Origin of the sequence: Dyella sp., from assembly GCF_035277725.1 — a bacterium.
In the GTDB taxonomy this organism is placed as follows: Bacteria; Pseudomonadota; Gammaproteobacteria; order Xanthomonadales; family Rhodanobacteraceae; genus Dyella_B.
This window is the reverse complement of sequence record NZ_DATEJY010000202.1, coordinates 1-14,596: the sequence shown is the minus strand read 5'-3', so window position 1 is coordinate 14,596 and position 14,596 is coordinate 1. Positions and strand designations below refer to the sequence as shown.

13 protein-coding genes are annotated in these 14,596 nt (G+C 62.3%); 3 read left to right on the top strand and 10 right to left on the bottom strand.

The features are described 5' to 3' along the window. The 10 genes from guaB to ndk form a co-directional block, all read right to left on the bottom strand. Nucleotides 1-1,415 (bottom strand): IMP dehydrogenase (gene guaB, locus VJR68_RS17520; protein WP_324149831.1); only part of this gene is annotated, 1,415 nt, incomplete at its 3' end. A 150-nt stretch (nt 1,416-1,565) separates the two neighbouring features. Then, nucleotides 1,566-2,420 (bottom strand): bifunctional methylenetetrahydrofolate dehydrogenase/methenyltetrahydrofolate cyclohydrolase FolD, encoded by an 855-nt coding sequence (gene folD / locus VJR68_RS17515; RefSeq protein ID WP_324149830.1) that lies wholly within the window; start codon nt 2,418-2,420, stop codon nt 1,566-1,568. Between the two features lie 70 nt (nt 2,421-2,490). Continuing rightward, nucleotides 2,491-3,654, bottom strand: coding sequence for a molybdopterin-synthase adenylyltransferase MoeB (gene moeB, locus VJR68_RS17510; protein ID WP_324149829.1), 1,164 nt, complete (start codon nt 3,652-3,654; stop codon nt 2,491-2,493). 132 nt (nt 3,655-3,786) lie between these two features. Further along, a complete protein-coding gene (gene der, locus VJR68_RS17505) occupies nt 3,787-5,187 on the bottom strand; it encodes a ribosome biogenesis GTPase Der (protein WP_324149828.1) in 1,401 nt (466 codons plus the stop codon). An 18-nt stretch (nt 5,188-5,205) separates the two neighbouring features. Beyond that, the gene (gene bamB, locus VJR68_RS17500; RefSeq protein ID WP_324149827.1) at nt 5,206-6,405 is read right to left on the bottom strand and encodes an outer membrane protein assembly factor BamB; all 1,200 of its coding nucleotides are present in this window, start codon (nt 6,403-6,405) and stop codon (nt 5,206-5,208) included. Further along, the gene (locus VJR68_RS17495) at nt 6,402-7,052 is read right to left on the bottom strand and encodes a tetratricopeptide repeat protein (protein ID WP_324149826.1); all 651 of its coding nucleotides are present in this window, start codon (nt 7,050-7,052) and stop codon (nt 6,402-6,404) included. Before VJR68_RS17495 ends, bamB begins: the two co-directional genes overlap by 4 nt. A 153-nt stretch (nt 7,053-7,205) precedes the next feature. Then, entirely contained in the window at nt 7,206-8,180 is a 975-nt protein-coding gene (locus VJR68_RS17490) for a helix-turn-helix domain-containing protein (protein ID WP_324149824.1), read from the bottom strand. 71 nt (nt 8,181-8,251) lie between these two features. Continuing rightward, nucleotides 8,252-9,049 (bottom strand): type IV pilus biogenesis/stability protein PilW, encoded by a 798-nt coding sequence (pilW, locus tag VJR68_RS17485; protein WP_324149823.1) that lies wholly within the window; start codon nt 9,047-9,049, stop codon nt 8,252-8,254. Beyond that, complete coding sequence (gene rlmN / locus VJR68_RS17480) at nt 9,039-10,157, bottom strand: 23S rRNA (adenine(2503)-C(2))-methyltransferase RlmN (RefSeq protein WP_324149822.1); 1,119 nt, start codon at nt 10,155-10,157, stop codon at nt 9,039-9,041. The genes pilW and rlmN overlap by 11 nt, the downstream gene beginning before the upstream one ends. 12 nt (nt 10,158-10,169) lie before the next feature. Next, nucleotides 10,170-10,595, bottom strand: a complete 426-nt coding sequence (ndk, locus tag VJR68_RS17475; protein WP_324149820.1) for a nucleoside-diphosphate kinase — start codon at nt 10,593-10,595, stop codon at nt 10,170-10,172. A gap of 233 nt (nt 10,596-10,828) precedes the next feature. Here ndk and VJR68_RS17470 point away from each other — a divergent pair, with 233 nt between their 5' ends. From VJR68_RS17470 to VJR68_RS17460, 3 genes are all read left to right on the top strand, one after another. Continuing rightward, on the top strand, nt 10,829-11,443 hold the full coding sequence (locus VJR68_RS17470) for a TetR/AcrR family transcriptional regulator (protein ID WP_324149819.1): 615 nt from the start codon (nt 10,829-10,831) through the stop codon (nt 11,441-11,443). 78 nt (nt 11,444-11,521) lie between these two features. Further along, a complete protein-coding gene (locus VJR68_RS17465) occupies nt 11,522-13,909 on the top strand; it encodes a 3-hydroxyacyl-CoA dehydrogenase/enoyl-CoA hydratase family protein (RefSeq protein WP_324149818.1) in 2,388 nt (795 codons plus the stop codon). 109 nt (nt 13,910-14,018) lie between these two features. After that, on the top strand, nt 14,019-14,596 hold a 578-nt coding region (locus VJR68_RS17460), incomplete at its 3' end, for a beta-ketoacyl synthase N-terminal-like domain-containing protein (RefSeq protein ID WP_324149816.1).

Here is a 14,596-nt window from a genome sequence, read left to right as displayed (position 1 = left end):
ATATCGTGCGGATGCGCTTCGGTAACACCGGCCGAGGTGACTTTCACGAACTGCGCCTTGTTGCGCACGTCATCGATCGTCGCGGCACCGAGGTAACCCATCGACGCGCGCAAGCCACCGATCAGCTGGTGGATGATGTTGCGCAGCGGACCGCGGTACGGCACGCGGCCTTCGATGCCTTCGGGCACCAGCTTGTCGGCGTCGGCTTCTTCCTGGAAGTAGCGATCCTTGGAACCCAGCGCCATCGCGCCGAGCGAACCCATGCCGCGATAGCTCTTGTAGGAGCGCCCCTGGAACAGTTCCACTTCGCCCGGCGATTCTTCGGTGCCGGCGAACATGGAGCCGAGCATCACGGTGGATGCGCCAGCGGCGAGCGCCTTCGGAATATCACCCGAGTAGCGGATGCCGCCGTCGGCGATCAGCGGAATGCTGTCCTTTAGCGCGGTAGCGACCATGTCAATGGCGGTGATCTGCGGCACGCCGACACCGGCGACCACGCGCGTGGTGCAGATCGAACCGGGGCCTACGCCAACCTTCACGGCATCCACGCCGGCATCGCGCAGTGCAAGCGCCGCATCGCCGGTGACGATGTTGCCGGCGATCAGCTGCACCTGCGGGAAATTCTTCTTTACCCATGCAGCGCGTTCGATCACGCCTTGCGAATGGCCGTGCGCGGTATCCACCACGATCACGTCCACACCGGCTTCGACCAATGCGGCAACGCGCTGCTCGGTATCGCCACCGACGCCAACAGCGGCGCCGACGAGTAGACGCTCGTGCGCATCCTTGGCAGCGTTGGGATTGTCGCGGGCTTTTTGAATATCTTTGACGGTGATCAGGCCGCGCAGTTGGAACGCGTCGTTCACCACCAGCACTTTTTCGATGCGGTTCTTGTGCAGGAGCTGCAGTACGTCGTCCTGGCTGGCGCCTTCGCGCACGGTAACCAGCTTGTCCTGGCGGGTCATGATGTTGCGCACGGGATCATCGTGCTTGCGCTCGAAGCGCAGATCGCGGCTGGTGACGATGCCGACCAGCTGCTCCCCTTCCACCACTGGTACACCTGAGATGTTGTGCGCGCGGGTGAGCTTGAGGACGTCGCGGATCGAGGTGTGCGGCGTGACGGTAATCGGGCTGCGAATGACGCCGGCTTCGAACTTCTTGACCAGGCGCACTTCAGCGGCTTGCTGCTCGGCGGTCATGTTCTTGTGGATGATGCCGATGCCGCCGTTCTGGGCCATGGTGATGGCAAGGCGGGCTTCGGTAACGGTGTCCATGGCAGCGGACACGATCGGGATATTCAGGCGAAGGTTCCGCGTGAGTCGCGTGGAGGTGTCCACGTCGCGCGGCAAGACTTGGGAATGGGCCGGGACGAGGTAGACGTCGTCGTATGTAAGGGCCTCGGCGAGGATGCGCATGGAAAAGTCCCGCTGCAAAGAGAGGATTATACGCGGGAGTTCAGTTCGGCGCGAGTTTTGCTTTGGTCTCGTCGTCCGCCTGTAGGTTGGGGTGCGAACCCCAACATCGTGACGCCTGTTAGCTCTCCATGTTGGGGTTCGCACCCCAACCTACGTGTTGCGGGCTTCGGCGGCTTCCAGGGTGTTTTCCATCAGCGTGGCGACCGTCATCGGCCCCACACCACCAGGCACCGGCGTGATCCAGCTGGCACGTTCGGCAGCAGGCGCGAACTCCACGTCGCCGACGAGGCGTCCGTCATCCAGACGATTGATACCCACGTCTACCACGACGGCGCCGGGTTTCACCCATTCGCCTTTCACCAGGCCTGGCTTGCCCACGGCCACGACCAGGATGTCCGCCTGGCGCACGTAGGTTTCCAGGTCGCGCGTAAAGCGATGGCAGCAGGTGGTGGTGCAACCGGCGATCAACAATTCCAATGCCAATGGACGGCCGACATGATTGGAGACGCCTACGACAACAGCGTGCTGGCCACGCACAGGACGGTCGGTGTGGCCCAGCAGCGTCATCACGCCGCGCGGTGTACAAGGGCGCAAGCCAAAGCGGCGCAACGCAAGGCGGCCGACGTTGACGGCCTGAAAGCCATCCACGTCTTTGTTGGGATCGATGCGATCGACCAGCGCGTCTTCGTCGATGTGATCCGGCAATGGCGATTGCACCAGGATGCCGTGGACGTCCGGATCAGTGTTGAGCTTGTCGATCAGTGCAAACAGTTCTTCCTGCGTGGCGCTGGCCGGCAGGTCGTAATCGAAAGAGCGGAAGCCCACCTGATGGCAGGCCTTGCGCTTGTTGCGCACGTAGACGGAAGACGCAGCGTCGTTCCCGACCAGCACCACGGCCAGGCCAGGTTCCACCTTGCCTTGGGCCTTGCGCTCGCTGACACGCTTGGCGATGCGTTCCAGCAGTTCCTGGGCGATGCGTTTGCCATCGAGTATGCGTGCGCTCATGGGTGGTCCTGGCTGGCGAAGTGCGCATTATCGCCGAATGGCCGACCAGGTTGGCGCCGGGCGCCCACGATTATCCCGCGGAGCAAAACCGCTCGACGTCCTCGTAGCCGTGAAATTCGGCCGTTGCCCCGCAGCCCGGGCAGGCTGGGTCGCGCGGCAAGCGTGTCTCGCGAAAGCGCATGCCCAAAGCGTCGAACGACAACAACCTGCCAATCAGTGGCTCGCCGATGCCAAGGATCAGCTTCAGCGCCTCGGTGGCTTGCAGCAGGCCCACGATACCGGGCAGCACGCCGAGCACGCCGGCTTCCGCGCAATTGGGTGCATCGACTGCGTCAGGTGGTTCGGGAAAAAGGCAGCGGTAACACGGCGAATCATCACGGCGCGGATCGAAGACGCCGACCTGGCCGGTAAAGCGCTCGACGGCGCCGTACACCATCGGCATATTCAAGCGTCGTGTCGCTGCAGCAATCAGATAACGCGCGGGAAAATTATCCGCACCATCGACGACCAGATCATGGCCACGCAGCAGTTGTTCAACATTGTCGGCGCGTAGGCGCTCGTTACGCAGCTGCACGTTTACGCGCGGGTTGAGCGCATTCAAGGTCATGCGCGCCGACTCGGTCTTGGACATGCCGACGCGTGCATCGGCATGGATGACCTGGCGGTGCAGATTGGAGCGCTCGACGCGATCATCATCGATCAGCGTCAGCCGCCCGACGCCGGCCGCGGCCAGATAAAGCGCAGCAGGCGCGCCGAGACCGCCGGCGCCCAGCAAGACGATGCTGGCTAGAGCGAGTTTGTGTTGCCCCGCCTCACCGACCTGCGGCAAGCGCAGTTGTCTTGAATAACGCTCCGCCGAATCCGTATCGAGCTGCGCGGCACTGATCGGCAAACCTTCGCTTTTCCACCGCTCGAAGCCGCCCGTTACCGAGGTGACGTTTCGATAGCCCATCCGCTGTAAAGCTTCCGCGGCAAACAAGGAGCGAACGCCGCTGCCGCATAGCGTGAGAATTTGCCGGTCGCGATTGGGTTCCTGGCTTTCGATGCGCAGTTCAAGAAAACTGCGTGACAACGGCAAGGCACCGACGGGCGAACCGGTCGCGCGTTCATTGTCGTCGCGCACGTCGATCAGCAAGGCGCCTTGGGCCTGTTTGCGCAAGGCTTCGGCGGGAGAAAGCTCGGGTACGCGTTGGCGTAGTTCGGCGAGCCAGGATTCGCGGTCGAGGGTGCTCATGGGAATAGTCTAGCTCTACGCAGGCCAGCGTCGCTTCGACGAATGCTTCGTAGGCTGGGATGACAATCCTGGCATCACCATGCCAATCAAAGCTGGGATTTCATCCCACCCTGCGAATGGCCGGCTTCCGGCTTATTTCTTGCGCCGCTTCATCTCGCGGATCATCCGCTGCCGCTTGCGTTGCTGTCCTTCGGTCAACACGTTCCGCTTGCCCGCAAAAGGATTCTCGCCATCGCGGAAATCGATGCGGATCGGGGTGCCTTCCAGCTTGTAGCGCTGGCGGAAGAAGTTTTCGAGATAGCGGCGATAGGCCGGCGCGATGTGCTTGGTGCGGCTGCCGTGGATCACGATGGTCGGCGGATTGCTGCCACCGGGATGCGCAAAGCGCAGCTTCGGCGAGTGGCCACGCACCAGCGGCGGCTGATAGCTTTGGTAGGCGCGTTCAAGCGTGCGAGTGAGATCCGAGGAGGTGAGCTCACGCGTAGCAGACGTATGTGCACGCACGACCGCACGCATCAGTTCGCGCAACCCCGAACCGTGCAAGGCGGAGATGAACACCTGCTTTGCCCAGTCGGCAAAAACCAGCCGGCGTTCCAATGCTCGTTGGCATTGCTCACGCGCGTACGGTTCCATGTCGTCCCATTTGTTGACGGCAATCACCAGCGCCCTGCCCTCGTCGATCGCGTGGCCGATCAGGGTGAGATCCTGGTCGGCAAGGTTTTCGCGGGCATCGATCATCACCACCACGACTTGTGCGGCAGCCATCGATTGCAGCGTCTTGATGACGCTGAATTTCTCCACGTCTTCGTCGACTTTGGACTTGCGGCGTACGCCGGCCGTATCGATCAAGGTGTAACGCTTGCCATCGCGTTCCAGCGGCACGCGGATCGGATCGCGCGTGGTGCCGGCGACGTCGGAAACGATCAGTCGGTTTTCGCCAAGCAGGCGATTGATGAGCGTGGACTTGCCGGCATTGGGACGGCCAACGATGGCGACGCGAATGCTGCCTTCGTCTTCCGGCGCGAGTTCTTCATGCGCGTCTTCCGGCAACATGGGCAGCACGGCGGCAACCAGCTCTTCCGTGCCGCGGTTATGCGCGGCGGACAATGGCAATGTCTGGGCGATGCCGAATACGGCAAACTCGGCCAGCGCGTTTTGCACGTCGAGGCCATCGGTCTTGTTGACCGCGGCGATGATGGGTTTGCCGCTGCGGCGCAGCTCATCGAGGATGCTGCGATCCTGCGGCAGAAGACCATCGCGCGCATCGACCACGAACACCAGTACCTGCGCCTCGTCGATAGCGAGGCGCACTTGCTGTGCAGTGAGCGCGTCGAGACCTTCTTCGACACCGGACAAGCCGCCGGTGTCGACTACGACGAAGGGATTCTGACCGGTGCGGCAAATACCGTAGTGGCGATCGCGGGTGACGCCCGGCATATCGGCCACCAGGGCGTCGCGGCTGCGCGTCAGCGCGTTGAAGAGGGTCGATTTACCGACGTTGGGACGACCGACCAGGGCGATGACGGGCAGCACGAAACATGAGTCCAATAATTACTTCGCACCGAGACGGTAGGCCGCGATATGGCCCTCAACGTCTTCGATGTAGACCAGCCCATTGGCCACCACCGGCTCCGCGCGGATGGCTTTCTTCGAAAGACGCTCACGCCCGGCCAGCGCGCCGTCACCGGTCTGCAGCCAATGCACGTAGCCTTCGATGTCGCCAACCACGACATAGTCGCCCTGCACGGCCGGTGCGGTCAGCCAGCGGTACTTGAGATCGTCGTTCTTCCACATGTCGGCGCCGCTGCTCTTGTCGAACGCCCACACCTGCGAGTCGGTATTGACGCCAAACAGGCTGTTGCCGCCGAGCGCCATGGAGGTGTAGGTGGAGAACGGGCGCGCCCACAGCGGACGGCCGCTGGGGCCATCCACGGCGGTGAGGCTGCCGTGGTACGCCGAGGCGTAAAGCGTGCTGCCATCGAGCACGACACCGCCATCGGCATCGTTCATGCGCTCGATGTCGGTACGGCCTTCACCCGTCGCCAGCTTCTGTTCCCACAGCTTTTCGCCGTTGTCCTCGCGCACCGCCATCAGCTTGCCGTCGTCGCTGCCGAAGAACACCACGCCGTTGGTGACCAGCAACGAACCGTTGCCGCGCAGGCTGAGCAGCGGCACGCTGCCCTGGTCATTGACCCAGCGGCGTTCGCCAGTGTTGCTGTCCAGGCCGTAGACGCGGCCGTCCTGCGTGCGAACCAGTACCAGCCCGTTGTTGATGGTGGGCGAATCGATCACTTCAGAGGGCAGCGTGGCGACCCAGCGCTGGCTGCCATCCTTGGAGCTGAGGCCATACACGTGGCCGTCCAGCGTGCCGATGGCGAGCAGATCGCCGTCCACGGCCGGACCGCCCGCGTAGAAGGCGTCTTTGCGCTTCTTGTCACCCCAGCCGAACCAGCCGTGCGTGCGGCTCTTGGTTTCCCAAAGGGTCTTGCCGGTATTGGCATCGAGCGCGGCAATCGCACCGTCCGTGCTGGCGGCATAGAGCACGCCGTTCACCACGGTGGGCTCCATGCGCACACCGCTCACGCCGGCGCCGTGGCCCACGCGTTCTTTCCAAACCCGCGTGACTTGCACGGTCGGCTTGAAGTCTTTGGCCAGCGGCGTCGGCGGCTGGATGTTTTCTTTCTTGAAGGAATGACAGCCAGCAAGCGCTACCAGCGAGCCGGTCACTACGATCAGCCAAAAACGTTTCATGCACCCTGCTTCCCGGCCGCGGCCAGATCGTCGATTTTCATTTGCACTTCATTGTCCTGGGATACGTTCGGCCCCATCGCACTCACTGCGGCCTGATAGGCCTTGAGGGCATCGTCGCGCCGTCCCAGCTTGACCAGCGCATCGCCGCGTAGTTCCTGGCTCTCGATGGCGTAGCTGTTGGGCGGCATGCGGTCCAGTGCATTGAGGGTTTCCTGGGCGTTGCCCTTGGCCATCTGCACGTGCGCGATGCGCAATTCCACCAATGCCTTAAGCTCCGGGCTGGGCGCATGCTGTTCGGCCCAGGCAAGCGAATCGAGTGCCTTGTCGAGCTGTTTGTCTTCAGTCTGACGGCGCGCACGATCGCTCACGGCGAACAGTGCGTAGGGTGTATCGGAGTAATCCTTCATCAATTGCTGGATGATCACATCGACAGCATTGGTGTTACCCGTGTCCAGCACGCTTTGCAATTGCTGGTAAAGCCCAGACGCTTGCAATTGGTGTTCAGCTCGATGGCTGCGCCATTGCTGGTAACCGAAGATGGCGATCAAGCCAATGACGACACCCACAGCGATCGACAGGCCATTCTGCCGCAGCCACTTTTGTACGCGTTCGCTCTGTTCGTAGTCGTCGTAAGCATTGAATGCCATGCAATCACCGTATCGCGAGGTAACGCCGGAAGGCGTGGAAAAGGCGTTCTGTAGCCGCCGCTATCCAGCGACGGCGGCATTGGCCGCCCGGCGGGCGGACAATGCGCAAGCATAACCGATCAAAGGGGGGCGAGGGCTAGCGCCCCCGGCCCTTCAAGCGCCGGCAGGCGTTGCCTTGCCGTTCTGAATGTCGACGCGGAAATGCGCGATGTTGGCGCGGCGATAAGCGTCGAGCGCCATCGGCTGGCCATCGACGGTCACCTGCGCGCCGTTGGCATTGCCGATGCGTACTTCCAGCGGCTGATCGCTGTGATAGGTCTTGGTGGAGCCTGCCGGCAGCAAGCCGTATTCAAGCCGCGTGCCGTCCTTGCTGATCACTTCGACCCAGCTTGCGTTGGTCAGGCTGAGCGTCAGGCTGTGCGCACCGCTGCCGACCGCAGCTTCGGGCGCATTGCCCGCGGCGGGTGCCGTAATGGCCGGTTCGTTATCGAGGTTGGGCATGGGCACCATGGAAGCCAGCAACGGCTGTTGCGCAGCCGCCGGGTTCGGTGCGGAAGCAGCCATCGCGGGAGCCGCAGTGGCCGGAGCCTGTGCTACCGCCGTCGTGCCTGGCGCCACTTTCGCCACGCTGCTGGCAGGCGCCGGCGCGGCTGGCGGCGGTGCATCTTGCTGCGCGACCGGCGTTGCGTCGAGCGGCGACAGGCGGCTCATGTCGCGCGAGAGCGTACCGCGCATGCCCAGCCACACCGTGGGCACCGCGATCACCAGCGTCAGCACGACGTAGGTGGCGGCCTTGGCGTATTGATCCAGCAAATAGCGCGAATGCGAGACGCCACCGGTAGATACCAGCTTCGGCTGTGCCGGCTTGAGCTTGGCGACGGCCATTTCGATCTCGCTTTCGTCGATTTCGAGATAGCGTCCGTAGGTGCGCAGATAGCCGCCCAGATATACCTGGTAGTCGATGCCGCTGAAGTCGTTGCTCTCGAGCTGGCTCAGCACACGCACCGGCAGATGCAGGGCATGACCGCAGGTTTCCATATCCAGGCCACGCGCTTCACGCACTGCACGCAGGCGCGAACCAAAACCAGGCACTTCGTTGAAGCGGAACTCGGCAGCGTTCTGTTCCATGTTCGCTGCGGTCGTGGCGGGCGTTTCGGAATGTGTCTCCTCATGCGCTGCCGGATTGGACTGCTCGGAAATCATGGGTGCACGGTTGAATTGAGGGCCCGCGCCTGTTCCGAATCCGGGAACTGGCTAAGCAGCCGTTTGCTGTAGTTCTGGGCGGCATCCCTGTTACCCAAGTGAGATTCGATGTCGTAGCCGAGCTTCAACGAGTCGGCATTGAATTGCCCCATGGCGTCGAGGCGCTGCAGGAATGCACTGGCGTCGAAGTAGTCCTGCTTGAGGTAAAGCACGCGAGCAAGCTGCAACAAGGCGTTGGCATTCTTCGGATTGAGTTGCACGGCCCTGCGCAGGTTCGTTTCGGCGCCGGCCTGATCACCCATCTGCAGCTGACAGATGCCCTGGTTGGCGAGCGCCACATCCGGCGTCTTGTAGAACGGATCGGCAAGCGCCTTGGTGAAATACTGCATGGCGTCCTGTCCCTTGCCGATGCGGCACAGGAACTGGCCCAGGTTGTTGTTGGTATCGCCTTTGTCGGGCTGCAATTCCTGCGCGCGGCGGTAATGCGTCTCCGCATTCGGCACATCGTTGATGCGTTCGTAGATATACGCCATCACGGTCTGCGCCGGCACGAAGGTGGGGTCGTCCTGGACCGCAATCTTTACCTTTTCCAGCGCGCCCTGAAGATTGCCGATCTCGATGTAATGCTGCGCCAGGCGTGTATGCACGTCGGACGCGCTCTGCGCTTTTTCCGCCTTGGTCTGCTTGGGCAGCGTCGGCTCGGGTGGCGGGGTCGGTTGCGTCATCGAACGGTGACAGCCCGCCAGCAGCGCTGCCAGGCCGATACCGAGCAAGATGATGCGTTCACGCCGCATGAGCAGTCCCCTCGTCCAAACGCTTGCGGAATTCGGCCTGGCGACGCGTGCGATCGAGCACCTGCCCTTTCAGCTGGCCGCAGGCGGCGTCGATGTCATCGCCACGCGTACGACGCAGCATCGTCAGGATGTTCGCGTTGAGCAACTGCGTCTGGAACGCACGAATGACATCCGGCTCGGAACGCTCGAAGCGCGTGCCCGGGAACGGATTGAACGGAATCAGATTGACCTTGCAGGTCGGCAGCTTGCGCATGAACTTGATCAGCTGGCGTGCGTGCTCGGGCTGATCGTTCACACCCTTCATCAAGGTGTATTCGAACGTGATGGAGGTGCGCGGCTTGCGCTCGATCCAGCGCTGGCACGCGGCCACCAGTTCGGCAATCGGGAAGCGCTTGTTGAGCGGCACCAGTTCGGTGCGCAATTCATCGTTGGCCGCGTGCAGCGATACCGCCAGCGATACGTCGATGCTTTCGGAAAGCTTGTCGATCATCGGCACCAGGCCGGCGGTCGACAATGTGACGCGCTTGGAAGCAAGACCGAAGCCGAGGTCGTCGCGCATCAGGCTCATCGCTTTCACGACGTTGTCGAAATTCAACAACGGCTCACCCATGCCCATCATCACCACGTTGGTGATGCGTCGGTTCTGGTGCGTGACGTTGCCCAGGTGTTTTGCCGCCACCCACATCTGCCCGATCACTTCAGAAGTAGCGAGGTTGCGGTTGAAGCCCTGCGTGGCGGTGGAGCAGAACTGGCAGTTCAAACCGCAGCCCACCTGCGACGACACGCACAGCGTGCCGCGGGTGGGCTCCGGGATATACACCGCTTCGACGGCGTTGCCGCCGTCCATGCCCAACAGCCATTTGTGGGTGCCGTCGGCAGCGCCTTTGTCGAACAGCGTCTTGGGCGGACCGACGTAGCACGTGGCTTCGAGCTTGGCGCGCAGCACCTTGCCCACGTCGGTCATGTTTTCGAAGTTGTCTTCCAGGCGGTGATAGATCCATTTCATCACCTGCTCGGCGCGATACGGCTTCTCACCGAGTTGCGCGAAAAATTCACGCAGCCCTTGGCGATCGAAATCGAGCAGATTGACTTTTTCCACCTGGTTCACTTGCGTTATTCGTTAGCGCGGAAACACTTCGGTTGTAGCGAAGAAATAAGCGATTTCGACGGCAGCGGTTTCCGCCGCGTCCGAACCGTGCACCGCATTGGCATCGATCGATTCGGCGAAATCAGCGCGGATCGTGCCCTTGGCGGCTTCCTTCGGATTGGTCGCGCCCATCAGTTCGCGATTCTTGAGCACTGCATTTTCACCCTGCAGCACCTGGATCATCACCGGGCCGGAGATCATGAATTCCACGAGTGCATTGAAGAACGGACGCTCGCGATGCACGGCATAGAAACCTTCTGCTTCCTTGCGCGAAAGATGCTTCATCTTTGCTGCAACGACTTTCAGGCCCGCCTTCTCGAAGCGTGCATAGATTTCACCGACAACATTCTTGGCAACGGCATCGGGTTTGATGATGGAAAGGGTGCGCTCCAGCGCCATGCGGTCTGCTCCGGTTATGCGGACTAATTGAATGGGCGGTCTGACAGGACAGCGTCAGAAGGAAAGATAGAACTAAATTCGTATGGGAATGCGGATTTAGCTCACGAAAGTTTGACAGATTCTAGCCCATAAGCAACCCCGATCCGAGCGCTAGGCAAACGACTGTTTGACTGCTCCGGCCAGCCGCGCGTATCCTCAAACGATCGTTTGAACTACTCGACAGGCGTGTGCCCGTGAACAGTTCTGCTTCTACGAAGGAACGCATCCTGACCGCAGCCGAAGCGCTGTTCGCCCAGCGCGGCTTCGAAGGCGCTTCGCTTCGACAGCTCACCGCCGCCGCGGGCGTAAACCTCGCCGCGGTGAATTACCACTTCGGCTCCAAGGATCATCTGGTCGAGCAGGTTTTCAAACGCCGCCTGGATCAGCTCAATGCCCGCCGCCTGGCCGCCCTGAAACAGATATCCGGCCAGCCGGAGACGACGCTGGAGGACGTACTCGCCGCCTTCATCCGCCCTGCCCTGGACCTTTCCCATGACGGCGGCGGCGGCTTGTTCATGCGCGTGCTGGCCCGCGCCTTTGCCGAACACGACGATGACCTGCGCAAGTTCCTGTCCGAGAACTACGGCCACGTGATGCGGCAGTTCACCGCCGAATTCGCCCGCCTGCTGCCTGGCCTGAGCAAGGAAGAACTGTACTGGCGCATCGACCTGGTGACCGGCGCCCTGACTCACGCCATGTCGGGCTTCGGCATCATCCAGCGCAAGAGCGACGTCAGCGAAACCACCCATCGCGAACAAACGGCCGAGCACCTGATCCGCTTCGCCGCCTCCGGCCTGCGCGCACCCTGAATTCCTGTCATCGGATGGCCATGCGCCTCCCGCACCTTCTTTACTTACCTGCTACGCATTCGTACTACGGAGAAGCCAATGACCGCTCCATCATTAACGAAGTCCGCGCTGCGCATCCGCAAGGCCGCGGTGCTCGGCGCCGGTGTCATGGGGGCGCAGATCGCCGCGCACCTGACCAACGCCGATGTCGAAACCGTGCTGTTCGACCTGCCCGCCAAAGAAGGCCCCAAGAGCGGCATCACGCTCAAGGCCATCGAGAACCTGAAGAAGCTCTCGCCCGCCCCGCTGGCTGACGGCAACCGCGCCGCGGCCATCATTCCGGCCAACTACGAGACAGACCTCGACCAACTGAAGGACGTCGACCTGGTGATCGAGGCGATCGCCGAACGGATGGACTGGAAGCTGGACCTCTATAAGAAGATCGCCCCGCACGTTTCGCCCACCGCCATACTGGCCAGCAACACTTCCGGTCTATCGATCAACGGCCTGGCCGAAGCGCTGCCGGAAGAATTGCGCCATCGCTTCACCGGCGTGCACTTCTTCAACCCGCCGCGCTACATGCATCTGGTCGAGCTGATTCCAACCAAGCTCACCGACCACAGCGTGCTCGAAGGACTGGAAGCGTTCCTGACCACCACGGTCGGCAAGGGCGTGGTCTACGCCAAGGACACGCCGAACTTCATCGGCAACCGCATCGGCGTGTTCTCGATGCTGGCGACCATGCATCACACCGAGCAGTTCAAGCTCGGCTTCGACACGGTCGATGCACTGACCGGCCCGGCGATTGGCCGTCCGAAGAGCGCCACCTACCGCACCGCCGACGTCGTGGGCCTGGACACCATGGCGCACGTGATCAAGACCATGGCCGACACCTTGGCGAATGATCCATGGCATGAGTACTTCAAGGCCCCCGCGTGGCTGAGCGGCCTGATCGAACAAGGCGCACTCGGCCAGAAGACCGGCGCTGGTTTTTATCGCAAAGCCGGTAAGGACATCGTGGTACTGGATGTCGCCAAGCGTGATTACCGCGCTTCCGAGCAAAAAGCGTCGGATGAAGTGTCGGCGATCCTAGCCATCAAGGATCCGGCTGAGAAATTCGGCAAGCTGCGCGCTTCAAGCGATCCGCAGGCACAGTTCCTGTGGGCAACCTTCCGCGATTTGTTCCATTACACCGCTTACCACTTGGCCGATATTGCCGACACCGCACGCGACGTCGACTTCGCCATCCGCTGGGGCTACGGCTGGAAGCTCGGCCCGTTCGAAACCTGGCAGGCCGCCGGCTGGCAGCAGGTGGCGCAGTGGATCCAGGAAGACATCGACGCCGGCAGGACGATGAGCAAGGCGCCGCTGCCGAAGTGGGTAACCGATGGCCGCAGTGGCGTGCACGGCAAGGACGGTTCGTACTCGGCTGCCGCCCATGCCGACAAGCCGCGCTCGCAACATGCTGTATACAAGCGTCAGTTGTTCCCCGACGCGATCCTCGGCGAGAAATTCGACCAAGGCACCACCGTATGGGAGAACGACGGCATCCGCCTCTGGACGCTGGGCGACGATAACGTCGGCATCATCTCGTTCAAGACCAAGATGAATACGGTCAACGATCAGGTGCTCGACGGCATTCAGTACGCGATCGGCGTGGCGGAAGAAAAGCTCAAGGCAGTGGTGATCTGGCAGACCAGCGAGCCGTTCTCCGCCGGCGCAGACTTGAAGGGCGCGCTGGGCCTGCTGCAAGCCGGCAAGGTCAAGGAATTCGATGCCATGGTCGGCAACTTCCAGCGCACCAGCATGCGCATCAAGCATGCGCTGGTGCCGGTGGTATCGGCCGTGCGCGGTTTGTGCCTGGGCGGCGGTTGCGAATTCCAGATGCATTCGGCACGCACCGTTGCCGCATTGGAAAGCTACATCGGCCTGGTCGAAGCTGGCGTTGGCTTGTTGCCGGCCGGTGGCGGCCTGCATGAACTGGCCATCCGCGCGGCGCAGAGCCATCCCAGCGATCCGTTCGAGCCATTGAAGAAAGTGTTCGAGACCGTGGCGATGGCGAAGGTTTCCGGCAGCGCGCTGGAAGCCAAGCAACTTGGCCTGCTGCGCGACAGCGATGTGGTCGTATTCAACGCCTATGAACTGCTGTACGTGGCCAAGCAGGTGGCCAGTTCGCTCGCCGAGAGCGGTTGTCGCCCGCCGCTGTACGCTCGCAACATTCCGGTGGCCGGCGACGTGGGCACGGCTACCTTCAAGGCCTCGCTCGCCAATCTGCAAGCCGGCTATTTTGCTTCCGAGCATGATGTTGCGATCGCCACGCGCATCGCCGACACCCTGTGCGGTGGCGCCATCGAGCGCGGTTCGCTGGTTGACGAGGCATGGCTGCTGGATCTGGAGCGCAAGCACTTCGTCGAACTGGCGCAAACCGAGAAGACACAAGCGCGCATCGCCCACACGATGACCACCGGCAAACCATTGCGCAACTGACCGTCGCCCCGGCGAACGCCGGGGCCCAGCGACTTTCCGCACGCATCAACCGCTACGAACAAACCAAAGCGCGTCGCCGCGTATCGCGCGACGCCACGGAGCAAAGACCATGACCAAGCAAGTGCAAGACGCCTACATCGTCGCCGCCACCCGCACCCCGGTCGGCAAGGCGCCGCGCGGCGTATTCCGCAACACCCGTCCGGACGACCTGCTCGCCCACGTGATCCGCGCCGTGATGGCGCAGGCGCCCGGCATTGATCCGCATCACATCGGCGACGTCATCGTCGGCTGCGCCATGCCCGAGGCCGAGCAAGGCATGAACGTGGCCCGCATCGGCCTGCTGTTGGCCGGTCTGCCTGACACGGTGCCTGGCGTCACCGTGAACCGCTTCTGCTCGTCCGGCCTCCAAGCCGTAGCCATGGCAGCCGACCGCATCCGCCTTGGTGAAGCCGATCTGATGATCGCCGCCGGCACCGAAAGCATGAGCATGGTGCCGATGATGGGCCACAAGGTGGCGATGAACCCAGGCATCTTCGATAACGAGCACGTCGGCATTGCCTACGGCATGGGCATTACCGCCGAAAATGTCGCCAAGCAATGGAAGGTGTCGCGCGAGGCGCAGGATGCCTTCGCCGCGCAGAGCCATGACCGCGCCCTGGCGGCGATCAAGGCCGGCGAGTTCAAGGA